The sequence below is a fragment of the Agrobacterium sp. 10T429 genome (assembly GCF_056393925.1).
The window spans coordinates 807,693-828,337 of sequence record NZ_JBFTGV010000001.1; the positions used below are offsets into that span (position 1 = coordinate 807,693).

General features: G+C 60.4%; 20 protein-coding genes. 10 read left to right on the plus strand and 10 right to left on the minus strand.

The genetic code is table 11. The features are described from left to right. Positions 1-19: 19 nt before the first annotated feature. Positions 20-1,408 (plus strand): M20 family metallopeptidase, encoded by a 1,389-nt coding sequence (locus AC1DCP_RS03985; RefSeq protein ID WP_476774126.1) that lies wholly within the window; start codon positions 20-22, stop codon positions 1,406-1,408. On the opposite strand, the gene AC1DCP_RS03990 is transcribed toward AC1DCP_RS03985, so the two are convergent. Next, the gene (locus AC1DCP_RS03990) at positions 1,405-2,013 is read right to left on the minus strand and encodes a LysE/ArgO family amino acid transporter (protein WP_003512058.1); all 609 of its coding nucleotides are present in this window, start codon (positions 2,011-2,013) and stop codon (positions 1,405-1,407) included. The genes AC1DCP_RS03985 and AC1DCP_RS03990 overlap by 4 nt on opposite strands. A 295-nt stretch (positions 2,014-2,308) precedes the next feature. Here AC1DCP_RS03990 and AC1DCP_RS03995 point away from each other — a divergent pair, with 295 nt between their 5' ends. Next, a complete protein-coding gene (locus AC1DCP_RS03995) occupies positions 2,309-3,208 on the plus strand; it encodes a LysR family transcriptional regulator ArgP (RefSeq protein WP_112152825.1) in 900 nt (299 codons plus the stop codon). 6 nt (positions 3,209-3,214) lie between these two features. On the opposite strand, the gene AC1DCP_RS04000 is transcribed toward AC1DCP_RS03995, so the two are convergent. Continuing rightward, positions 3,215-3,673 carry a VOC family protein gene (locus tag AC1DCP_RS04000; RefSeq protein WP_019564096.1) on the minus strand — a complete coding sequence of 153 codons (459 nt, stop codon included), beginning with the start codon at positions 3,671-3,673 and terminating at the stop codon, positions 3,215-3,217. 177 nt (positions 3,674-3,850) lie between these two features. Then, positions 3,851-6,046 (minus strand): transglycosylase domain-containing protein, encoded by a 2,196-nt coding sequence (locus AC1DCP_RS04005; RefSeq protein WP_112152826.1) that lies wholly within the window; start codon positions 6,044-6,046, stop codon positions 3,851-3,853. A 255-nt stretch (positions 6,047-6,301) separates the two neighbouring features. On the opposite strand from AC1DCP_RS04005, the gene AC1DCP_RS04010 reads away from it, so the two are divergent. The 4 genes from AC1DCP_RS04010 to cueR all read left to right on the plus strand — a co-directional run bounded on the left by AC1DCP_RS04010 (position 6,302) and on the right by cueR (position 8,961). Continuing rightward, a complete protein-coding gene (locus AC1DCP_RS04010; RefSeq protein ID WP_019564095.1) occupies positions 6,302-6,781 on the plus strand; it encodes a YcgN family cysteine cluster protein in 480 nt (159 codons plus the stop codon). 150 nt (positions 6,782-6,931) lie between these two features. Next, positions 6,932-7,753: a class D beta-lactamase gene (blaOXA, locus tag AC1DCP_RS04015; protein WP_003512067.1), complete on the plus strand. Its 822-nt coding sequence runs from the start codon at positions 6,932-6,934 to the stop codon at positions 7,751-7,753. A 34-nt stretch (positions 7,754-7,787) separates the two neighbouring features. Continuing rightward, positions 7,788-8,396 (plus strand): class I SAM-dependent DNA methyltransferase, encoded by a 609-nt coding sequence (locus AC1DCP_RS04020; RefSeq protein WP_003512068.1) that lies wholly within the window; start codon positions 7,788-7,790, stop codon positions 8,394-8,396. Positions 8,397-8,535: 139 nt separating this feature from the next. Next, a complete protein-coding gene (gene cueR, locus AC1DCP_RS04025) occupies positions 8,536-8,961 on the plus strand; it encodes a Cu(I)-responsive transcriptional regulator (RefSeq protein WP_065688126.1) in 426 nt (141 codons plus the stop codon). A gap of 28 nt (positions 8,962-8,989) precedes the next feature. Here the strand turns inward: cueR and AC1DCP_RS04030 are convergent, their stop codons facing one another. Further along, positions 8,990-9,238 (minus strand): hypothetical protein, encoded by a 249-nt coding sequence (locus tag AC1DCP_RS04030; RefSeq protein ID WP_065688127.1) that lies wholly within the window; start codon positions 9,236-9,238, stop codon positions 8,990-8,992. A 175-nt stretch (positions 9,239-9,413) separates the two neighbouring features. On the opposite strand from AC1DCP_RS04030, the gene AC1DCP_RS04035 reads away from it, so the two are divergent. Then, complete coding sequence (locus AC1DCP_RS04035; protein WP_162696069.1) at positions 9,414-10,802, plus strand: MFS transporter; 1,389 nt, start codon at positions 9,414-9,416, stop codon at positions 10,800-10,802. A 22-nt stretch (positions 10,803-10,824) separates the two neighbouring features. On the opposite strand, the gene AC1DCP_RS04040 is transcribed toward AC1DCP_RS04035, so the two are convergent. From AC1DCP_RS04040 to AC1DCP_RS04050, 3 genes are all read right to left on the minus strand, one after another. Then, a complete protein-coding gene (locus AC1DCP_RS04040) occupies positions 10,825-10,998 on the minus strand; it encodes a hypothetical protein (protein WP_003512077.1) in 174 nt (57 codons plus the stop codon). 57 nt (positions 10,999-11,055) lie between these two features. Continuing rightward, positions 11,056-12,774: a glycoside hydrolase family 32 protein gene (locus tag AC1DCP_RS04045; RefSeq protein ID WP_038490330.1), complete on the minus strand. Its 1,719-nt coding sequence runs from the start codon at positions 12,772-12,774 to the stop codon at positions 11,056-11,058. Between the two features lie 63 nt (positions 12,775-12,837). Next, a complete protein-coding gene (locus tag AC1DCP_RS04050; protein WP_236736230.1) occupies positions 12,838-13,908 on the minus strand; it encodes an HWE histidine kinase domain-containing protein in 1,071 nt (356 codons plus the stop codon). A gap of 177 nt (positions 13,909-14,085) precedes the next feature. Between AC1DCP_RS04050 and AC1DCP_RS04055 the strand changes: the two genes are divergently transcribed. Beyond that, positions 14,086-15,546, plus strand: coding sequence for a protein adenylyltransferase SelO family protein (locus AC1DCP_RS04055; protein ID WP_112152892.1), 1,461 nt, complete (start codon positions 14,086-14,088; stop codon positions 15,544-15,546). A 137-nt stretch (positions 15,547-15,683) separates the two neighbouring features. Here AC1DCP_RS04055 and AC1DCP_RS04060 read toward each other — a convergent pair whose 3' ends face one another. After that, on the minus strand, positions 15,684-16,784 hold the full coding sequence (locus tag AC1DCP_RS04060) for a saccharopine dehydrogenase family protein (protein WP_112152827.1): 1,101 nt from the start codon (positions 16,782-16,784) through the stop codon (positions 15,684-15,686). 147 nt (positions 16,785-16,931) lie between these two features. Between AC1DCP_RS04060 and AC1DCP_RS04065 the strand changes: the two genes are divergently transcribed. Beyond that, positions 16,932-17,363 (plus strand): Lrp/AsnC family transcriptional regulator, encoded by a 432-nt coding sequence (locus tag AC1DCP_RS04065; protein WP_003512084.1) that lies wholly within the window; start codon positions 16,932-16,934, stop codon positions 17,361-17,363. Between the two features lie 103 nt (positions 17,364-17,466). Here the strand turns inward: AC1DCP_RS04065 and AC1DCP_RS04070 are convergent, their stop codons facing one another. Further along, the gene (locus AC1DCP_RS04070) at positions 17,467-17,838 is read right to left on the minus strand and encodes a winged helix-turn-helix transcriptional regulator (protein ID WP_112152828.1); all 372 of its coding nucleotides are present in this window, start codon (positions 17,836-17,838) and stop codon (positions 17,467-17,469) included. 143 nt (positions 17,839-17,981) lie between these two features. Between AC1DCP_RS04070 and AC1DCP_RS04075 the strand changes: the two genes are divergently transcribed. After that, positions 17,982-18,821, plus strand: coding sequence for an SDR family oxidoreductase (locus tag AC1DCP_RS04075; RefSeq protein ID WP_065688129.1), 840 nt, complete (start codon positions 17,982-17,984; stop codon positions 18,819-18,821). A 26-nt stretch (positions 18,822-18,847) separates the two neighbouring features. Here the strand turns inward: AC1DCP_RS04075 and AC1DCP_RS04080 are convergent, their stop codons facing one another. Then, positions 18,848-20,488 carry an alpha/beta hydrolase gene (locus AC1DCP_RS04080; RefSeq protein ID WP_320187407.1) on the minus strand — a complete coding sequence of 547 codons (1,641 nt, stop codon included), beginning with the start codon at positions 20,486-20,488 and terminating at the stop codon, positions 18,848-18,850. Between the last annotated feature and the right edge of the window lie 157 nt (positions 20,489-20,645).

Sequence of the window (20,645 nt, forward strand, 5' to 3'; positions counted from 1 at the left end):
CCAGAAGAGGGATTCCACCATGTCGCGACAAGCCGCCATCGACCACGCCACCCGCTTTTTCGACGATGGCAGGTTCGAGCAGGACTTGGCGCGGCGCGTTTCGCTGCGCACCGAAAGCCAGGATAAGGCGCGCGGTGCCGAGCTGGCGCTCTATCTGGAGCGCGAAATGCAGCCCGCTTTCACCGCCATGGGGTTTTCCTGCACGATCCTGCGCGACCCGGCGGCGGATTTGCCGTTTCTGATCGCCGAACGTTTCGAGGATGAAGATCTCCCGACCGTGCTGGGTTATGGCCACGGCGATGTGGTGCGTGGTCTTGATGACGGCTGGGCAGAAGGCCTTTCGCCTTTCGTGATGTCCGAGCGCAATGGCAGGTGGTACGGGCGCGGCACCGCCGACAACAAGGGGCAGCATTCGGTCAACATGGCGGCGCTGAAAGCGGTGCTGGAGACGCGTGGAAGACTTGGGTTCAACGCCAAATATCTGATCGAGATGGGCGAGGAGAGGGGTTCTCCCGGCTTGAGGGAAGTTTGCCGGGACTATAGCGAGCGGCTGAAAGCCGATCTTCTGATAGCCTCCGACGGCCCGCGCCTGAATGCGGAGCGGCCGACCGTTTTTCTCGGTGCGCGCGGCGGCATTACCTTCGATCTGGTGATCGAGGCGCGGGAAGGCGGGCATCATTCCGGCAATTGGGGCGGGGCGCTGTCCAATCCCGGCGTGCAGCTGGCGCATGCCATGGCAAGCCTCGTTGGCCCATCCGGGCAGATCCGCGTGCCCGAACTGGTGCCCGAAGAACTGCCGCAGGCCGTGCGTGACGCGCTTGCCGATTGCGAGATCGATGGCGGCCCGGATGGTCCGAAAATCGATCCTGACTGGGGCGAGCCCGGCCTTTCCACCGCCGAGCGTGTGTTCGGCTGGTGTGCGCTGGAGGTGCTGGCCTTCGAGACCGGCAATCCGCGCGCGCCGGTCAATGCCATTCCGCCACGGGCATGGGCGCGGCTGCAATTGCGCTTCGTTGTCGGCATCGATCCGGAAGCCGTGCTGCCCGCCATCCGCCGCCATCTCGACCGGCAGGGGTTCAGCATGGTTCGGATCGTACCCGCCGGCGACGAGATTTTCCGCGCCACGCGGCTTGATCCGCAGGACCCATGGGTCGGCTTCACGCTGAGTTCCATGGCCCGCACGACGGGCAAGAAACCGGCACTTCTTCCCAATCTGGGTGGCTCGCTGCCCAACGATATCTTTGCCGATATACTGAAACTGCGCACCATCTGGGTGCCGCATTCTTATCCCGGCTGCTCGCAGCATGCGCCGAAAGAACATCTGCCGAAAGAGATTGCCCGCGAGGCGCTTGCCATCATGGCCGGGCTTTACTGGGACCTCGGAGAGGGAGAAACCCCTCCGCTTTAAGCGCCCATGACCAGCTTGAAGGCGATGGCCCACATGGTGAAGGCGATAACCCCTTCGAGGATGCGCCAGGCGGACGGCTTTTCGAAGATCGGGCGCAGCCAGCGCGCGCCGTAACCCAACGAAAAGAAGAACAGCAGGGAGCCGGTGGCGGCACCCGCCGCGAAGGTTTTTTCAAAGCCGGGAAATTGCGTGGAGATGGTGCCGAGCAACACGACGGTATCGAGATAGACATGTGGGTTGAGAAAGGTCAGCGCCAGGCAAATGGCAAGCGTCTGCCAGAGGCTCGCCTCCCGCCTTTCCGCCACCGAAAGCACCTCCGACGAACGCAGGGCCGAATGTAGGCTTTTCGCGCCATACCAGATGAGAAACGCCGCACCGGCATACCGCATGATGGGATCGAGTGCCGGCATGACGGCGCTTATCCGCTGAAAACCGAAGACGCCGACGGTGATCAGCAGCGCATCGGAAATTGCGCAGGTGGCACAGACGGCAAAGACATGGGAGCGCGCCAGCCCCTGCTTTAGAACGAAAGCATTCTGCGCGCCGATGGCAACGATGAGGCTGAGACCCATCGTCAGGCCGGTGAAGAAGATCTGAATGTCCATGTGCTGGCTGCTGCCTTTTTGTCTCTGCCTGTGCGGATGGATGATGCCACCGCTTCCAGACCGAGTGCTTTGATATTTCCCTCGCATGGTTTAATCAAATTAAACAAACTCAGTTCAAGTAAGTAAAACTAATGACGGGCAAAAGCTATACGACAGGGCGATCATGTGCGGGCACCTCGCCTGACCCTCATTCCTGTGACAAGGACAGGAATAAGGGAAGAGGAGAGTGCTACTGCTACTGCCCGGACGCTTCCCGCCAACCACGCCCATATCAATCTTTACAAGGAGGCCTGTGATGCTGGACTATCCTTCCATGCGCGCCGTGGCGCTCGTGGCCCAGACTGGCAGCTTTGAGAAGGCGGCACAGGTGCTGTGTGTCACGCCCTCGGCCGTTTCCCAGCGTATCAAGCAGCTGGAGGAGCGCCTCGGCGTGGTGCTGATCGTGCGCGGTAATCCTTGCATGGCGACGGAAAAGGGCGAGTGGCTCTGCCGGCACATGGACCATGTCGGCATGCTGGAAACCGAACTGTTCCGGCAGCTTCCGGTTCTTTCGGAAGCGGGCGCGGCGGCAGAGCGTGTCACACTCAACATTGCCACCAATGCCGATAGTCTCGGCACATGGTTTCTCGACGCGGTTTCGAAATTCACCGGTGGCAGCGACTATCTCGTCAACATCGCGGTGGACGATCAGGACCATACGGTGGAATGGCTGCGCGGGGGCAGGGTGCTCGCCGCCGTCACCGCCCATGCCAAGCCTGTGCAGGGCTGCCGGGTCTTGGCTCTCGGTGTGCTCAGATATCACGCCACCGCCAGCCCGGCTTTCATGGCGCGCCATTTCTCCGATGGCGTCACGCCCGCCACGCTTGCCCGCGCGCCGGGGCTTACCTTCAACCAGAAGGACAGGCTGCAGGCCAGCTGGATCAAAAAAGCGCTGGGTGAGGATATATCCTATCCCACCCACTGGCTGCCCTCGACCGACGGTTTCGTGAAGGCAAGTCTTGCCGGCATGGGCTGGGGCCTTAACCCGGTGCAGCTGGTGGGAGAGCACCTTCAGGCGGGGCGGCTTGTGGAAGTCGTTCCCGGCACGCCGCTCGATATCCCGCTTTACTGGCAGGTCAATCGGCTCGCCGCTGAACGCCTCGGCACGCTCACCGCCCATGTGGTGGAAACAGCACGGGCGGCGCTTCTTTCCTGAGGCAGATCAAATAGTCTGCCATTCGCTCCAGTTCAACACGCGCGGAATCTGCGGTTTTGCTTCGCCGCCAAGAAACGCGATATATTCCAGCGAGTGGCCGTCGGGATCCTTGAAATAGACGCTGGCTGCCGGCATCCATGGAAAGACGACGGGCTCGTCGATCTCCTTTTCGCCGTCAAAACCGAGCGGCGTTACGCCGTTACGGCGTAGATAGTCCGGTGCGGCGAGAAGCTGATCAAAATCGACGCTGAAGGCGATGTGCAGTCTCATATTGATGGGTGCGGACTGGATGGACCATAGGCCAAGCATCGAATGCCCACGTTCGCCGGTCCAGAAGAACGCCACATTCCGTTCAGGGAATCGTTGTGCCAGCTCCAGACCGACAACATTACGATAAAACTCAACCGAGCGTTCCAGGTTCGAAACCGTCAAATGCGTCTCGAACAATGCTTTTACTTTCACCATTTCCTGTCCTCAATTGCCTAGCGCTGCGCCTTTCGGGCATTCGCTTTCTTGCAACCGGACTGTGCAACCTCAACCATGATTGAGGTCAAGCACCAAATGTGGATTTTTCTAAAGCCGAGTGCAGGCAGCAGTCTGGAGGGAAAAACGCCTTCATTATGAGCCAAGGTTGCCAAGCCGTCACCGCCGGGCCGCATCCCCCGGGCCATCCCGCAATGACGCATCCGCAACCTTTTGCGTCGTGACGGTCAAAGGCGCGGCTTCCTTCATCTTCTTGGCGATGGAACGGATGACGCGGGTTGCTTCGGCTGAGAGCGAGCGTGGGCGGGTGAGTGCCGGCATGGCGGGTGCAGCGGTGGCGGATGCAGCAGCGACCTGGGCCGAAGGCTGCGGGCGCGCGTCTGTCGGCAGCGGGTTCTGGATGCCGGGAATGGGGCGCAGCTCCATGCCTTGATGGGCGTAGTCCATAAGCCGCTTGAAGGTCATAGCGGGAAGCGCGCCGCCGGTCATGTTGTTCATCGGCGTGAAATCGTCGTTTCCGAACCAGACCGCCGTGGTGTAATTGCCGGTGAAGCCCACATACCAGGCGTCGCGGTAAGCCTGCGACGTGCCGGTCTTGCCGCCGGAAACGATGCCGTTTTCAAGCGCGCCGCGCCGGGCCGTTCCCATCACGGGAATGGTGACAAGCATCTGGTTCATCTTCGAATTGGCCTCTTCGGAAAGCACCCGCTTGGCGGGTTCCTCGTCACGGCCGAAATCGTAGAGAACCTTGCCCTCGTAATCCAGCACCTGCTCGATGCCGTGGCGGCGCGATTGCATGCCATCGGCCGGGAACACGGCATAGGCCGTCGCCTGATCGAGAACCGTCAGTTCCGATGTGCCGAGCGGAATGGTCTTGTCGCTGCGCAGCGGCGTGGCGACGCCCATCGCCTTGGCGGTGTCGACGATCACCTGCGTGCCGAGCACGTCTTTGGCGAGACGCACCGGCACGGTGTTGTAGGATTTGGCAAGCGCCACCTGCAACGTCACCTTGCCGGCGTAGGAGCGGCCATAATTCTGCGGCGACCAGCCGCGCCAGGTCACGGGCGCGTCGGAAATCAGCGTCTCCGGCTTCATGCCCTTTTCCATGGCGGCCGAGTAGGTATAGACCTTGAAGGAGGATCCCGGCTGGCGCAGCGCCGCCGTTGCGCGGTTGAACTGGCTTTCGCCGTAGTCACGCCCGCCGACCATGGCGCGCAACGCGCCGCCGTTTTCGATCATCACCATCGCGCCCTGCTTGACGCGGTAGCCCTCGCCATACTCGCGCAGCTCCATTTCCATCGCCTGCTCGGCTGCCTGTTGCAGCCCGGTATCGATGGTGGTGCGCACGACGACGGTATGGTCCTTGAACCTGCCCTGCGCCGCCAGCCGCTGTACCTCGTCAAACGCCCAGTCGAGGAAATAATCCGGGGCCTTCACATCGGCGCGGTCGATGACGGTGGCTGGATTGCGCCGCGCGCCGATCACCTGACCCTCGGTCATCAGCCCGCTCTGCACCAGGTTGGAAAGCACGGTGTTGGCGCGCGCACGTGCGGCGGGCAGGTTGACATGCGGTGCGTATTTGGCCGGCGCCTTGAACAGGCCGGCGAGGATGGCGGATTCGGCAAGCGTGACATCGGTCAGGTTCTTGCCGAAGTAAAATTGCGCCGCCGCTGCCGCCCCGAACGTGCCGCCGCCCATATAGGCGCGGTCGAGATAAAGGCTGAGGATTTCCTTCTTCGACATGTTGGCCTCGAGCCACAGGGCGAGGAAGGCTTCCTTGATCTTGCGCTCAAGCGAGCGCTCATTGGTAAGGAACAGGTTCTTGGCAAGCTGCTGCGTCAGCGTCGAGCCGCCCTGCACGACGCCGCCGGCGCGGGCATTCTCGCTCATGGCGCGTGCAAGGCCGATGAAATCGATGCCGAAATGGTCGAAGAAACGCCTGTCTTCGGTGGCCAGAACCGCCTTGATGAAATGATCCGGCATCTGGTCGATCGGGACGGAATCCTCATGGATGATGCCGCGATGGCCGATGGTGTTGCCGTAACGGTCAAGGAAGGTCACGGCAAAATCACCGCGATAACGCCAGTCCTTCTTGGTCTCCTCAAAGGCGGGCATGGCAAGCGCCAGAAGCACGACACAGCCGGCCGTTCCGAAGGTCAGCGCGTCGCAGGTCAGGTTGACGAGAAGCTTCTTCCAGCCGCGCACATGCAGTTTGCGCGAGGCAATGGTGACGTCTTCCCAGAAATCCACCAGCCTTGCCGCAGCCGTCCACAGGCCGGAGTCGATAAAGCTATCGATTCTCAGCAGGATGTGCCGCTTTTTGCGACCGTTTTTATCGTCTTTTTCTTCCTGCACCTGGCGATGTTTTCCTGTTCAACGCAACGCGGATTGTCGATGTTTCTGCGCTTCATCCAATTCCGGACGCAAAACCATGACATGGTTCTGCGGGAATTGCTTGACGCGACGGCCTCTCGCGGGTCAATGACCCATTGCCACTCGCCAAAATGCTAAAATATCGTACAAACCAGCCCTTGGCGATACGATATTAAGGATTAGGGATCGGTTAAACCTTGCCCTCCAAGAGATCAAAATGGAACGGAAATGTTAACGATGAATGACGCGCCGTTCTGGAAAACCAAATCACTGGAAGAGATGAGTGGCCAGGAATGGGAAAGCCTGTGCGACGGCTGCGGCCTGTGCTGTCTGAACAAGCTGGAAGATTGGGACACCGGCGAAGTGGTGTTCACGTCGGTCCGCTGTCAGCTGCTTGACGGTGAAAGCTGTCGGTGCTCCGACTATGAGAACCGCCGCGCCACCGTGCCGGACTGTATCCAGCTGGATTTGAAAAAGGTGCACGAAATCGGCTGGCTGCCGCCCACCTGCGCCTACGCGCTGGTACGCGATGGCAAGGATCTGTACTGGTGGCACTATCTCGTCTCCGGCGACGTGAACACGGTGCATCAGGCCGGCATTTCCGCGCGCGGCCGCACCGTCAACGAGCTGGACGTGGAGGTTGACGATTTCGAGGATTATGTGGTGGACTGGCCGCTCACAGTGGGTGAGACGGCGGGCGAAAAAGAGAATAGCTGACGGAAGTCGCCAATTTTCGTGTTGGTCCTATTCCTGCCCCATCGTTTTCTTAAGGCATGTTTCGGAAGCACGGCATGCCTGAAACAAGGGCCGCCGTTCATCCATTCCGGCATATGATCCGCAGAATGCGGACGAGGGACATCAAAACGCATGCGCTATCGGCTGCCCGCCATCGTTCTTTCGTGCATTGCCCTTCAGGGTATTCTGCCGCTTTCCGCCTCCGCCCAGCAATCGCAGGCTTTTGAATGCACGCTGGTCACCTCCATCGAGACCGGCGCTGTCATCAACCAGCAGGGCGCCTGCGATCAGCGCGTGGCGCCGGCCTCCACCTTCAAGGTGCCGTTGGCTCTGATCGGTTATGACGCCGGCATCCTGCTGGATGACAAGACCCCTGCATGGGACTGGAAACCCGGCACGGAGGCCCGCGCGCAGGACCGCAAGACGGTTGATCCGACCATATGGGAGCAGGATTCGGTGCTGTGGTATTCGCGCGAACTCACCCGCCGCCTCGGCCCGGAAAAATTCGCCGCCTATGTCAAACGTCTGGGTTACGGCAATGCCGATGTATCCGGTGAACCCGGCAAGAATAACGGTCTCACCCATTCCTGGCTCGGCGCTTCCCTGACCGTTTCCCCGGTCGAGCAGGTGGGATTCATCCGCCGCCTTCTGGCCGGAAATCTGCCGGTTTCGCGCGACGCGCAGGCAAAGACGCGGGCGATCGTGCCGGTGTTCGATGCGCCGGAGAGCTGGAGCGTGCACGGCAAGACCGGCACGGGCTTCATGCGCGACGAAAAAGGCAACCCCGACCGAAGCCGCCCCTTCGGCTGGTTCGTTGGCTGGGCGGAGCGCGAAGGCCAGCACATCGTCTTCGCAAGGCTTCGCGTTGCCGACAAGCCCTCGAGTGAACCGCTCGGCCCCGCAGTGCGCGACGCCTTCCTGCGCGATATTGCCCGGCTGGCGGTGCACAGATGATTACACGGCTGGCCAGCCCCAAGGAAAAGCGGACATGGCGGATGCCTCCAACGATGTGATCAAGCTCTACACCGACCATGGGGTTGATTTCGACAGGCTGCGCGGTCGCTCCCTCGCCGAAAAACCCTGGCTGGATCGGTTCACGTCGCTTTTGCCGCAGGGCGGATCCATCCTCGATATCGGCTGCGGTTCAGGCGAGCCGATCGCCGGCTACTTCATCGGCAACGGATATGACGTGACCGGCATCGATACGTCATATCCCCTGATAGAAATTTGCCGCACCAGATTTCCGGAAAAGCGCTGGGTGGTCGCCGATATGCGTGAACTCGTGTTGAGTTGCCGCTTCGACGGGTTGATTGCCTGGCATAGTTTTTTCCATCTGAAGGCCGACGATCAGCGCCGCATGTTCGGTATTTTCCGGCAGCACGCCAATGACGGCGCCGCACTGATGTTCACGGCCGGGCCGGGACACGGGGAAGCGACTGGGACCCTTCAGGGAAAACCGCTTTACCATGCCAGCCTCGCTCGCGAAGAATATGAAAGCCTGCTTGCCGCGCACGGGTTTCGACTTCTCGACCACATCGTCAACGATCCCGATTGCGGTGGGGCGACGATTTATCTCGCCAGACGTGTGGCGGCGTAGCCATCGAATTCAGACCCTTGCCAGGCTCTCACGATTGTGCGTGCGATAAAAAATGTCGTTATCCCTTGACCTTCCCATGATGGGAATCCTTACATAGTAGCCATAAACGGGCGAAAGTCGCCCTGAGGGAAGTGGCATTATGAATATCGGACAGGCTTCGGATGCATCCGGCGTTTCCGCCAAGATGATCCGTTATTACGAACAGATCGGCCTCATCACCCCCGCCGCCCGCACCGGCAACAACTACCGGGTCTATGGCGAGCAGGACGTGCATAATCTTCGCTTTATCAAGCGGGCGCGCACGCTTGGCTTCTCGCTGGAGGAGACGGAAACGCTCCTGAAACTCTGGCAGGACAAGAGCCGCGAGAGTTCGGCGGTGAAGGACATTGCGCTCGGCCATATCGCCGATCTCGAACAGAAGATTGCCGAGATGAAGGGCATGGTGAAGACGCTGTCCCACCTTGCCCATTGCTGCGGCGGCGACCACCGGCCGGATTGCCCGATCCTCGATGATCTAGCGGCAGGCGTCGAAAAGGCCGTCCACAAGCCTGCGAAGGCCCACTGACGGCCGCATCCCGCCTCGCCGCCAGTCCCTAAACCTCGTCGAACGCACCGCCTTCGCGCGAGGGATTGCGGTCGATCACGCGCTCTTCCGCGTCATCGGGAAGGGCCTCGTCGCTTTCCTGATAGGGGTCGTCCTCGCTCTCGGCCTCTTCTTCCTCGATTTCATGTTCGATGGACTGCGGAATTTCTCCCTTTGCCGGAAGGGCGTCGATATCGAGATCGAGCAGTTCCTCGTCCATGGCGTCTTCGTTGAGAGGTGTGATTTTATTGCGGTCCATGGTGGTATCCTTTCTGTCTGGTCATTGCGCAAACGACCGGGGAGGCAGAGGGTTCCTGATGCCTGCAAGTTCGCTCGAGCGGAATAGGTGAAAAGGCGCCTTGACCTCAATGGTGCTTGAGGTTCTAGTTTGCCCGCCGTATCGCAAGAATGGAAAGGATACGGCTTTGACGAGTATGGAAATGACGGAGAAAAATAGCTGGTCGGAATTGCTTGGTGGGGCGAACCTCTCGCTTCTGACCGTCATTTCCTCCGGTATCGGCCTGCATGCCTTCAACCAGTTTGCAGTAGTCACGGCCCTGCCGGTCGCGGTGCGCGAGATTGGCGGCGCGGCCTTCTATAGCTGGGCCTACAGCCTCTATTTCGTCGGTTCCGTGGCAGGCGGTGTCACCGCCGTTCTGTTTCGCGAGCGTTTTGGCGCGCGCAGCGTTCTATTCCTGTGCTGCCTTATCTTCTCCTTCGGCTCCGTCATGTCGGCGCTCGCGGACAGCTTTTTATGGGTCGTCATCGGCCGGGCGTTGCAGGGACTTGCCGATGGCTTGATCGTGGCGGTGTGTTACAGCCTCATACCTGCCGGCTTTCGCTCGGCTCTACTGCCGAAGGTCTTTGCCATCGAGGCGGCCATCTGGGCGGTCGCGTCCTTCGTCGGGCCGCTCACCGGCGGGTTTGCCACGGAGCACATCTCCTGGCGCGCCACATTCCTGCTGTCTGCGCCGCTGATCGTGCTGCTGCTGGCCTATACGGCGATTGCGGTTTCGGCAGAACGGTCGGTCGCGACCTCGCGCAAGCCGATGGTGCCGCTGCTCCTTTGCCTTGTTGGCGCATTGGCTTTCTCCGCACCCTCCGCCTTTGAGGATGCCGGTCTGCGCATCATGTCGCTGCTGGTTGGTGCGGCCCTGTTGTGGGCATCGCTGAAGGCGGGCATCCAGCCTTCCACCGGCCTGTTCCCCAGGGATTCCTTCCGGTTGAAGACGGTACTTGGCAGCGGTTTCTGGGTGCTGTTCCTGATGTCCTATGCCCATGCACTCGGCAGCGTCTATCTCGCTTATGTCGCCATCAATCTCTGGCACCATGAGCCGACCTTCGCCGGTTTTATTGTCGTGACGATGCCGCTTGCCTGGAGCTTCGTGGCAATGCTGATCGGCAGCCTGCGTTCGGGCCGCCTGCGGCAGCTTTGCCTGCATTACGGACCCTACCAGATGGTGCCGGGTTGTGCGCTGCTGGGGCTTGGGCTGGCGACGGGGAACTGGCCGGAAATGCTGATCGGGCAAATATTGATCGGTTCAGCTTTCGGCATGTCCTGGGCAGGCATCAGCCAGGCAGCCATGGAAGCCGCGCCGGAAGAGGAACGCAAGATGACGGGCGCGCTGCTGCCTACGGTCGCGACGCTGGGTGCCGCGGCCGGTGCGGGCGCAAGCGGCACCGTCGCTGCCGCGAGCGATCTCGTTCTGCAGATCGATCGTGCGGATGTGACGATACCGATGCTCTATCTCTATGGGCTGGGTGTCATCGTCTCGCTTCTGGCGATCCTGACAACCCGCGGCTTGCGAAGCGGACAGCGCTGACGCCTCTGCGGCGTGTGTGCGGTTAAGACTGTGTGGTGGCGATGGTGATCGCCGCCAGATAAACCACGAAAGCCATGATCGCGACTGCGCCAATAATGATGACGACACCCTTGCCCGCGCGTTTTTTCTCGGTCTTGTTTTCGTTGGCTTCTGTCGGAAACAGGATGGGATCGCGGGAATCGCTGATTTTTGTCATGCCGTTTCTCCTTTGAGCGGTTGCTGCTTATCAACAGCAGATCCGCCAAAAGGTTCCTCACGGACGCAGCGCCCAGCTGGTGGCGTGCACTACAGCCCCCGGCGCTGCCTTGAGGAGCGCTGAACGCACGGGCTCGAAACCCTCTATGCGTTTTGTTCCCACATACCGGCCCCGGTTGGCGAACACTTCGATGGATCCGTAGTCCAGAAAGACGCGGATGTGCGAGGCCCTTGCCCCTCTGGCGATATAGTGCGGCGAGGGGCCATCGCGCCCGTCATCATGGCGGATCCACAGGCCCGTTTCATCGGCGATGAGGCCCAGTGTGACCACGGGATGATCGAGCACCAACTCGAACGGTGTGCCGGGCGAAGCAAGCTCGATCAGCATCTCCACCGCACCGTTGATGAAGGTGACGCGCTCCCCGGCCGCCAGCCGCGTGCGATCGACAATATGGCTTCGCAGGCTTTCCGCCGCACCGATGGGCGGGGTCAGTAGCTCGCCGTTCGAATAGTGGATCCGGCGCGGCAGCGTCATGGATGTCGGGAAATCGATCTCCGGATTGGCATCCGCCCAATTGGCGAGCCAGCCGATGCCGATGATGCTGTCGCCATCCAGAAACGCCTGGAAGGCGTAATTGTCGGTGCCGAAATCCAGCTCCTGCCCAAATTCCTTGGTGAAGACCTTGCCGTCGAACCAGCCGACATCGGCCATGGTCAGGTTCTTGCGGCCGGTTTCAGGGTCTTCTGAATGCATCAGCCCATAGACCAGAACCCAGCGCGTGGATCGGGCATTGGCCGGGCCGTCGAGCGGCAGAAGGCAGGGGCATTCAATGGCAGTGGTCTTGTAGCGCGTTTCCACCCAAAGCTTGCCCACATAGGTCCAGCCTGACGCCGCCGTCGGGTCCAGCGTCTCGTAAAGCAGGATGACGCCGCCACCGTCGCTCTGACTTCCGAGCAGCATTTTCCAAAGTCCATCCGGGCCGCGAAAGACGTAAGGATCGCGGAAGTCCGGCGTCAGCCCCTGTCCGTCCGGGCGATGGCCGAGAATGACTTCGGCCTGTCCGGCCATGATGAGATCGGAAGAAGTGGCGGTGAGCTGGATCTGCTGTTCGGGAATGCGATCCTGCACCTGCTCGGTGAAGAACACGCGGATGCCCGAACCTTCGACCAAAGGAATTGTCGAGCCGGAATAAGCGCCGCCGCGCTTGTCCGGCCGCGTTGTCAGGTCCTCTGAAGGGAAGAGGAAGATCGGCAGATGCCGCCAGCGCAGGTAATCGGAGGAAACCGCGTGGCCCCAATGCATGGTGTTCCAGCGCAGCCCGTGTGAATAATGCTGGTAGAACAGATGCGGCCGTCCTTCGAACCGGCCAAAGCCGTTCGGATCGTTCATCCAGCCGAAGGGCGGGCGGAAGTGATAGCTGTCAGGCAGTTCCGGTGCGGCATTGTCCGGCTTGGTATGGACGACGGTTATGCCGGTTTCCAGCACGTCGGCGGCGGTGAACCAGTAGATGACGGAAACGGCTGTGGTAACCGTGTCGTAGCTCAGTTCCACATGGCCGCCGCCGAACACCTGATAGATTCTAAATCCGAACTCTTCCGTGTTGAGGCTTGAAACCTCAGCGAATTTTCCATTCGCATTGGAAAAGGAGACGGCGCCGGGTTCCGCCGGTTTTTTCGCCTTGAGCCACACATGGAAAGTGGCGTTAACAGGCAGATCGGTGTGCAGGATGCGGATTGCGCTTTCCGGCTCGGCGGCTACGGCTTCAACGACGGTCATTCCCGTTCCTTTCGTTGCGGCTACTTTGGTTCAGGAAACGCAACGAATGGGACGAAAGAAAGTTCAACCGCCAGAGGTTTCGCCGTCGCCAGCCTCATATTTGCCATCCAGCTCGAACAGCAGCCCGTCTGGATGATAGAAGGTGCGGCCTTCGCCGGAGAAGTAAGCCGCAACGATCTGGTTGGTCAGCCGCGAGCCGAAACCCGTACGCGTCGGCGTCCTGACCGCAGGTCCGTTCGTCTCGCGCCAGCGCAGTTCGAAGTGGTCATCCTCGTCCAGCGTCCACACGATTTCTATTTTGCCGCTCTCGTTGGAAAGTGCGCCATATTTCAGCGCATTGGTGGCCAGTTCATAAATGGCCAGAGACAGGCCCAGCGCCTGTTGCGGCGCGATTTCCATGTCCGGTCCGGAAATCGTTACGCGCGCCTTGTCGTCAAGATGCGGATAAACGGAATCGCGGACAAGCGCGGAGATGCTGGCCCCCTTTCCCGAAGCGTGAATGAGGTTCTGGGCGTTGCCGAGCGCTGCGATACGCCTTTTGATGGTGTCGCGCGCATCCTCAAGCGTCTGCGAGTGGCGCAGGGTGGCGCTGACGACCGCCGTAGTGATCGCCATCGTATTCTTGACCCGGTGGACGAGTTCGCGTCGCAGAACCTCTTCCCGGCTGCGGCTCTGGACGCTGTTCGTGGTATCCACCGTGATGTTGATCAATCCAGCCACCTTGCCTGCATCGTCATAAAGCGGGCTGTAGGAAAAGGTCCAATAGGTGTCCTCGGGATAGCCGTTGCGCTCCATGACGAGGTGCAAGTCCTCTGCAAATGTGCCCCTGTCTGAAAGGGCTGCGTCCACGAACGGTTTGACATCGTCCCAGACATCGGACCAGAGAATGTGAAACGGCTTGCCGAGCGCATCCTGTTCCTTCAGCCCCAGAAGCGGGCGGTAGGCATCGTTATAGATGATGTTCAGGTCAGGACCCCAGAACAGGCAGATCGCATGACCTTGCTTGAGAATCATTTGCACGGTGGCTTTGAGCGATACCGGCCATGTTTCTATCGGTCCCGTGCTTGTCGACGCCCAGTCGAAGCGGCGGATGGCCTCGCCCATTTCACTGTCGTCATAGGGGAAGTCTGGCACGAATTTATCCTGCTTGCACTGCGGCTCATTCATTGGATGTTTGTATGTTCAAATATACCTGTAGTTCAAATTGATTTTTCCAAACTTCGCTGCGGCTTCCCGTAATTGTGGCTATTCACCCCTCGCAACCGGGCGGAAAAAGCGCCATATCAGGCAAAAGCAGGGAGTTTACCCGTGATCACATTCGACAATTCCTATGCCCGCCTGCCGGAAAGGTTCAGCGCCGCCGTATTGCCGACGCCGGTGAAGGCGCCACGCCTCATCGCCTTCAACCGCGCGCTGGCAGACGAGCTTCTTCTCGACGTCTCAGGCCTCGACGACGAAAGGCTGGCGGGAATCTTTTCCGGCAATGTGGTGCCGCAAGGGGCCGAGCCGCTGGCCATGGCCTATGCCGGCCACCAGTTCGGCGGTTTCGTCCCGCAGCTCGGCGATGGTCGTGCCATTCTTCTCGGTGAAGTCATCGACAAACACGGAAAACGCCGCGATATCCAGTTGAAGGGCTCCGGCCCGACGCCGTTTTCGCGAAGGGGCGACGGGCGCGCAGCGCTCGGCCCGGTGCTACGCGAATATATCGTCTCCGAGGCAATGTTCGCGCTCGGCATTCCCGCGACAAGGGCGCTCGCCGCCGTCCTGTCCGGTGACAGGGTGCAGCGCGAGGTGGGTCTGCCGGGCGGGGTTTTCACCCGTGTTGCGGCAAGCCATATCAGGGTCGGCACCTTCCAGTTCTTCGCCGCGCGCGAGGATGATGAGGGGATCAGAAATCTCGCGGATTATGTGATTGACCGCCACTATCCCGAAGTGAAAAACGCGGACAATCCCTATCTCGCCCTGTTGCAGGGCATCGCTCAGAGGCAGTGCGAACTCATCGCCCGCTGGATGATGGTTGGCTTCATCCACGGCGTGATGAATACCGACAATATGGCGATCTCCGGCGAGACGATAGACTTCGGACCATGCGCCTTCCTTGACGAGTACAATTCGAACAAGGTGTTCTCCTCCATCGACGCACAGGGGCGCTACGCCTTCAACAATCAACCGGGTATCGCCCAATGGAACATTGCAAGGCTGGCGGAATGCCTGTTGCCGCTGCTTGACCCTCAAGTGGAGAAAGCAGCCGAACTCGCAAACGCCGTGCTCGCTGATTTCGCCGCCGCGTTTCCCAAGCGCTGGCTTGCCGGCATGCGCGAAAAGCTTGGGCTGACGGGCGAAGAGGAGGGCGATATCGAGCTGGTGCAGGCGCTTCTTTCGCTGATGCAGGCATCGGAAGCCGATTATACGCTGACCTTCCGGCGTCTTTCTCACGCGGTAGAGGGCGATGCCGAGCCGTTTCGCGGCATGTTCATCGATATCGCGGCGGCGGATGCATGGCTGGCGCGCTGGCAGGAGCGGGCCGGGCGGGATGAAGTTTCTGCCTCCGAGAGGTCGCGGGCGATGCTCGCCGTCAACCCGGCCATAATTCCCCGCAACCACCGCATCGAGGAACTGATCGAGGCGGCGGTGGAAGACGGCGATTTCGAACCGTTCCACGCCATGCTGGCGGCGATTGCCACGCCATTTGAGGAACGGCCGGACAATTTCGTCTACATGCAGCCGCCGATGAGCGATGAGAAGGTGTTTCGGACCTTTTGCGGGACGTGATTTGGGAGAGGCATTCCGCCGCTCGTCGTCATGCTCGGGCCTGCCCCGAGCATCTGCTACCTATCGATTTCGTGAGACGTTAGATCCTCGGGACAAGCCCGAGGATGATAGTGTCGGGGCCGATTGCTCCCGTTAACTCACCCAACCCGGGCCAGCGGCTCATGCGCGCCGTAATATCTTCCAAACCGGTTTTCCAGGAATTTCGGCAGGGCCACTTCTTCCTGCCGGACAAACCCCTTCTGCGGCAGGGCGCATTCCGCAAGCAGGTCGAGAACGGTGCAGATACCGGCTGCGGTGGTGATCTGGATTGCGCTCATCATCCGGCCGGAAACGGGGCCGGCATAGACCTTGTTGGCATAGGTTTCCTGCAGGAAACGGCCGTTGCGGGTGCCGCAGACGGTAACGAAGACAATGACCACGTCCTGCATGGTGCCGGGCAGGGCGTTTTCGAACAGGTCCTTCAACACATCGCGGCGGTTGCGCAGGTTGAGGTCGTTCAAAAGCGCCTTCATGATTGCGACATGGCCGGGATAACGGATGGTGCGGTAATTCATCGTCCGCACCTTGCCTTCCAGCGTCGCACATAGCGTGCCGAGGCCGCCCGAGGTGTTGAAGGCCTCATATGTCACGCCGTCGAGCGAGAACTCTTCGCGCTCTTCCAGCGCCGGAACGGCGGTGAGGCGGCCTTCGACGATGGCTTCGCAGGGCTCGATATACTCGTTGATCAGCCCGTCCGTGCTCCAGGTAAGGTTGTAGTTGAGCGCATTCGACGGATATTGCGGCAGCGCGCCGACACGCATGCGCACGCTGTCCAGCTTGTCGAACCGGGCGGCAAGATCTGCGGCGACGATGGAGATGAAACCGGGGGCGAGGCCGCATTGTGGAATGAGCGCGGTCTCAGCCGTTTCCGCCAGTGCCTTGACCTTGCGGGTGGATTCGACGTCTTCAGTCAGATCGAGATAATGCGTGCCGACTGTAACCGCAGCTTCCGCAATGCCCGCCGTCAGGTGGAAGGGCGCAGCGGAAAGCACGGCGAACTTACCTTTCAACAGCGCTTCCAGCGCCGGACGGTCGCCAATGTCGACGATTTCAGTGTCGACACGCTCATGCGCCGGCACATTCGTCAGCTGGTCTGCCGAGCGATCGGCAACCGTGATGCGATAATCGCCGGTGACAGCCAGCATCCAGGCGATGGCTGAACCGATATTGCCCGCGCCGATGACGACGATGTTTTTCATGTTTTTGTTCCCCGCAGTAAATTTATATGCCTCTGCGCACCGGATGCGCTTCATAGACAGAATGCCAGCTTTTTTGGACGATTCGCAGCTTCACTATGTGCGGATAGCGGGTTAATATTGGACAATTAGACGACAGGATTGGTCATTATGACGATTGCCGACAAGGACCGGGCGCTGCTGGCCCTGCTTTCCGAAAACGCCCGCATGCCGGTGGCGGAACTGGCCCGCAAACTCGGCCTTTCGCGCACCACCGTGCAGGCTCGCATCGAGCGGCTCGAGGCCGAAGGGGTGATCGCCGGTTATGGCCTGAGACTTTCGGAAAGCTATCTTTCCGGGCTGGTGCGCGCCCATGTGCTGATCACCATCGGGCCAAAGGCGCTGCCCGGCGTGACGGCGGCGCTCACGGCCATCAAGGAGGTGACAACGCTGCATTCGGTCAGCGGCACTTTCGACCTGATCGCCATTCTGGCAGCACCTTCCATTCTCGACCTTGACCGGTTGATCGACAGGATCGGCGCGCTGGACGGCGTGGAACGCACGCTATCGTCGATCATTCTTTCCACGCGGATTTCTCGGTAGGTGTTGGAGGGTTTGGCAGGTAAAAGGTGGACGAGTGCCCGCAATGCTCTCGTCTCCTTCATCCCTTTGACAAGCAAAGAAATCAGGAAGGCGGGGGTCTGCCTTACCCTAACCCACCCCTCTCGTCATAAGCCTTCTGCGCCGCCAGCACCGCGTCCATGTTGCCCTCCGCCCAGTGGGCCAGTGCCGCAACCGTGTCGGTCAGCGTGCGCCCGAGCGGCGTCAGGGAATATTCGACCGTGACCGGCACAGTCGGAAAGGCCTGCCGCGAAATCAGGCCGTCGCGCTCGAGCTTTTTCAGCGTCTGAGACAGAACCTTCTGCGAAATGCCCTTGATTTCCCGCCGCAGCAGGTTGAAGCGCACCGCGTCCACCCGAAGCTTGTCGAGGATCAGCAGCGCCCATTTGTCAGCGATCCTGTCCAGCACCATGCGTGTGGGGCAGCGATCCTCGTAAACGTCATAGACAAGTTCCATGGGTCTCATCCCGCTCTGAAAAGCCCGGGTCGGTTTCCTTGAGGATACCAGATAACCGGAAAGTGCTCTCTTTTCCTGATTTCGAATACGCAGTACGTATGTTTTCGAAACATGGTTTCTACTAGATACTACGGAGATTTGAGATGACTGGCAAGATACTCGTAATCGGCTCCACCGGCACCATCGGCACGCCGCTGGTAAAAGCGCTTCTGGCCAGGGGCGAAAGCGTGAAAGCGGCCTCGCGCACCGGCAAGGCAGCCGAAGGCGCGGAAGGGGTGCGCTTCGATTATACCGATGCCTCGACCTACACGGATGCCTTCGATGGCGTCGATCGTCTGTTTCTGATCCTGGCTGGCGGGCGTCTGGATGCAATCGACGCTCTGACGCCGGTTGTCGAGGAAGCTGCCCGCCGCAATGTGAAGATCGTGTTCCTCAGCGTCTTCGGCGTCGATGCCGACGATTCCATTCCCTATCGCCAGGTGGAACTGAAGATCATCGCTTCCGGCGCGCCTTACGTCATTCTGCGCCCCAACTGGTTTGCCGATAATTTCCACACCTACTGGAAGGCCGGCATCGAACACGGCCAGATCGCCGTTCCGGCAGGCGAAGGCAAGTCGAGCTTCATCGACGTGCGCGATATCGCCGACAGTGCAGCGGCAGCGCTGACCTCGACGGCTTTCGACAATAAGGCGTTCAACCTGACCGGGCCGAAGGCTTTGAGTTACGGCGAGGCGGCCGCGATCATCTCGCAGGCCATCGGCAAGCCGGTCGGCTATAGCGCGGTTTCGGACGATGTTTTCATCGGCATTCTGACCGGCGCTGGCGTTCCGAAGGATTACGCCGCCTTCCTCGCGTCGATCTTCTATCCGGTGCGCGAAGGCTGGACGTCGGCGGTCACCGGTGATGTCGAGACTTTGACCGGCCACGCACCGCGCTCGCTGGAAACCTATGTGGCCGACCATGTGGCCGCGCTGAAGGACTGACGCTCAGAAACGACACGCCCGTCGCGTCACGCCGGATCGGCGGAGCCGCGGCGGGCCTTGAACAACATCTTGAGCCGCTGGATATCATCCGCATTCCAGCCCTGCGGTGCGGTTACCTCCATCCACGCATTGATATAGTGCTCCGGCGCATAGACATGGCCGTAACCGATCGGCGCCGTGGTGGCGGCGGCAACATCAAGACCGAGCTGCAGCAGGGTCACGACCGGGAACCAGCGGAAGGATGTGGAGACGTCAGGGCCGTGATGAACCATCCATTGCGGTCGCCGGTAAAGCGATGCGGCCTCGAAGAAGGTGATCGGGTCGCTGGCATATTGCAGATAGACGATGCGCATCGGGCCCCACTTCGCATCAGGCATATGCGCGGTGGTATATTGGTTGGCGAAGCGGATGACCGAGGAATCGCGGAAACGCGGCAGCCATTCCGGCGTACCCGCCACGCGCCCATTGGTGGCCATGCGCCATGTGGGGCTGGAAAAGGGCGGACCGCTCCACAGCGCACCCTGGAACGGGTCCGAGAGCACGTCGTAAAGATCGGATGATTTCTGCGAGTTCAGCGAACCGAGGCTCAGCCCGTGCAGATAGAGTTTCGGGCGCGTCTCCTTCGGCAGGGTGGTCCAGTAACCGTAGACGGCCTGAAACAGCGCGCGCGCCGTTTCCACACCGTAATCCGGTTCGGTCAGAAGCGCGATCCAGCTGGAAAGATAGGAATATTGCACGGCAACGCTGGCGATATCGCCGTCATGCAGATATTCGACCGTATCAAGCGCTTCCGGATCGATCCAGCCGGTGCCGGTGGGAATGACGACCAGCAACACCTTGCGCTCGAACCCGCCAACCCGCTTCAGCTCCTCCAGCGCAAGTGCTGCCCTTTCCTCGGGCGTTGCCGCAGAATTCAGGCCTGCATAGACCCTGAGCGGTTCCTTGGCCGGGCGGTGGGTGAAGGCGGAAATCTCTTGTGCCTCCGGCCCGCCGGCCACAAATTCGCGGCCTCTGCGGCCAAGCGATTCCCATGTCATCAGGGAAGCGCTGCTGCCGGTTTTGAGCGCATCGGAAGGGCGCGGTACATCCGGCTCGATCAGCGCATCCACCTGTTTCAGCGAGGAATCGGCAAACTTCAGGCCGATATCGAAGATCAGACCGTTCAGCAGCATCCATGACAGCACGATGGCGGCGGCTATACCGAGCACATTGGCGAGCCGGCGCGGCAGGAAGTGACGGCTGCGCACCGAGAAGAATCGCCGGATGAGCTGGAAAAGCCGTCCAGCGCCGATGAGGAGGGCGGAGACCAGCACCGCAACGCCGCCAGTCTTGGTGGGGTGGGCGCTGGACAACGGATCTAGCTCCATCAGGATACGGATGGAATTCTGCCAGTCTTTCGCCTGCCAAAGAAACGCGATCGCCGTTATCGCGCTGGCAAGGGCGATGAGAAAGCGGATGCTGCGCCGGTTATGGCGCGAGGGGTGGGGCAATTCCAGATAGGTCCAGATGGCGGTGAGCGCCACGCCGATCAGATAACCGATGGCAAAGGAAAATCCGCACAGCACACCCTGCATCAGCCATGTGCGCGGCAGAAGAGACGGCGTGAGCGAAGCGCAAAACAGAATAGTGCCAAAGACGATGCCGGTTGCCGAAAGACCCGCAAACAACCGCCCAACCCATTGTTTCAACAACTTGACTTGCCCCTTTTTCCCGCCGTCTGGCACGAGTGTAGTATGCGGCGGGCGAGGGTGCAAACCCTGTTCGCAGGATAAAAATCACAAGTATAGGAAAATAATCCTTTACAGCGTGACGGTGGTTTGATAG

Bases quoted from the DNA above. Each gene is read 5' to 3' on its own strand.
- AC1DCP_RS04060 (WP_112152827.1), bottom strand. From the start codon at position 16,784: ATGAAAAACATCGTCGTCATCGGCGCGGGCAATATCGGTTCAGCCATC.
- AC1DCP_RS04070 (WP_112152828.1), bottom strand. From the start codon at position 17,838: ATGGAACTTGTCTATGACGTTTACGAGGATCGCTGCCCCACACGCATG.
- AC1DCP_RS04000 (WP_019564096.1), bottom strand. From the start codon at position 3,673: ATGGTGAAAGTAAAAGCATTGTTCGAGACGCATTTGACGGTTTCGAAC.
- cueR (WP_065688126.1), top strand. From the start codon at position 8,536: ATGAATATCGGACAGGCTTCGGATGCATCCGGCGTTTCCGCCAAGATG.
- blaOXA (WP_003512067.1), top strand. From the start codon at position 6,932: ATGCGCTATCGGCTGCCCGCCATCGTTCTTTCGTGCATTGCCCTTCAG.
- AC1DCP_RS03990 (WP_003512058.1), bottom strand. From the start codon at position 2,013: ATGGACATTCAGATCTTCTTCACCGGCCTGACGATGGGTCTCAGCCTC.
- AC1DCP_RS04010 (WP_019564095.1), top strand. From the start codon at position 6,302: ATGAATGACGCGCCGTTCTGGAAAACCAAATCACTGGAAGAGATGAGT.
- AC1DCP_RS04045 (WP_038490330.1), bottom strand. From the start codon at position 12,774: ATGACCGTCGTTGAAGCCGTAGCCGCCGAGCCGGAAAGCGCAATCCGC.
- AC1DCP_RS04035 (WP_162696069.1), top strand. From the start codon at position 9,414: ATGGAAATGACGGAGAAAAATAGCTGGTCGGAATTGCTTGGTGGGGCG.
- AC1DCP_RS04030 (WP_065688127.1), bottom strand. From the start codon at position 9,238: ATGGACCGCAATAAAATCACACCTCTCAACGAAGACGCCATGGACGAG.
- AC1DCP_RS03995 (WP_112152825.1), top strand. From the start codon at position 2,309: ATGCTGGACTATCCTTCCATGCGCGCCGTGGCGCTCGTGGCCCAGACT.
- AC1DCP_RS04065 (WP_003512084.1), top strand. From the start codon at position 16,932: ATGACGATTGCCGACAAGGACCGGGCGCTGCTGGCCCTGCTTTCCGAA.
- AC1DCP_RS04020 (WP_003512068.1), top strand. From the start codon at position 7,788: ATGGCGGATGCCTCCAACGATGTGATCAAGCTCTACACCGACCATGGG.
- AC1DCP_RS04040 (WP_003512077.1), bottom strand. From the start codon at position 10,998: ATGACAAAAATCAGCGATTCCCGCGATCCCATCCTGTTTCCGACAGAA.
- AC1DCP_RS04075 (WP_065688129.1), top strand. From the start codon at position 17,982: ATGACTGGCAAGATACTCGTAATCGGCTCCACCGGCACCATCGGCACG.
- AC1DCP_RS03985 (WP_476774126.1), top strand. From the start codon at position 20: ATGTCGCGACAAGCCGCCATCGACCACGCCACCCGCTTTTTCGACGAT.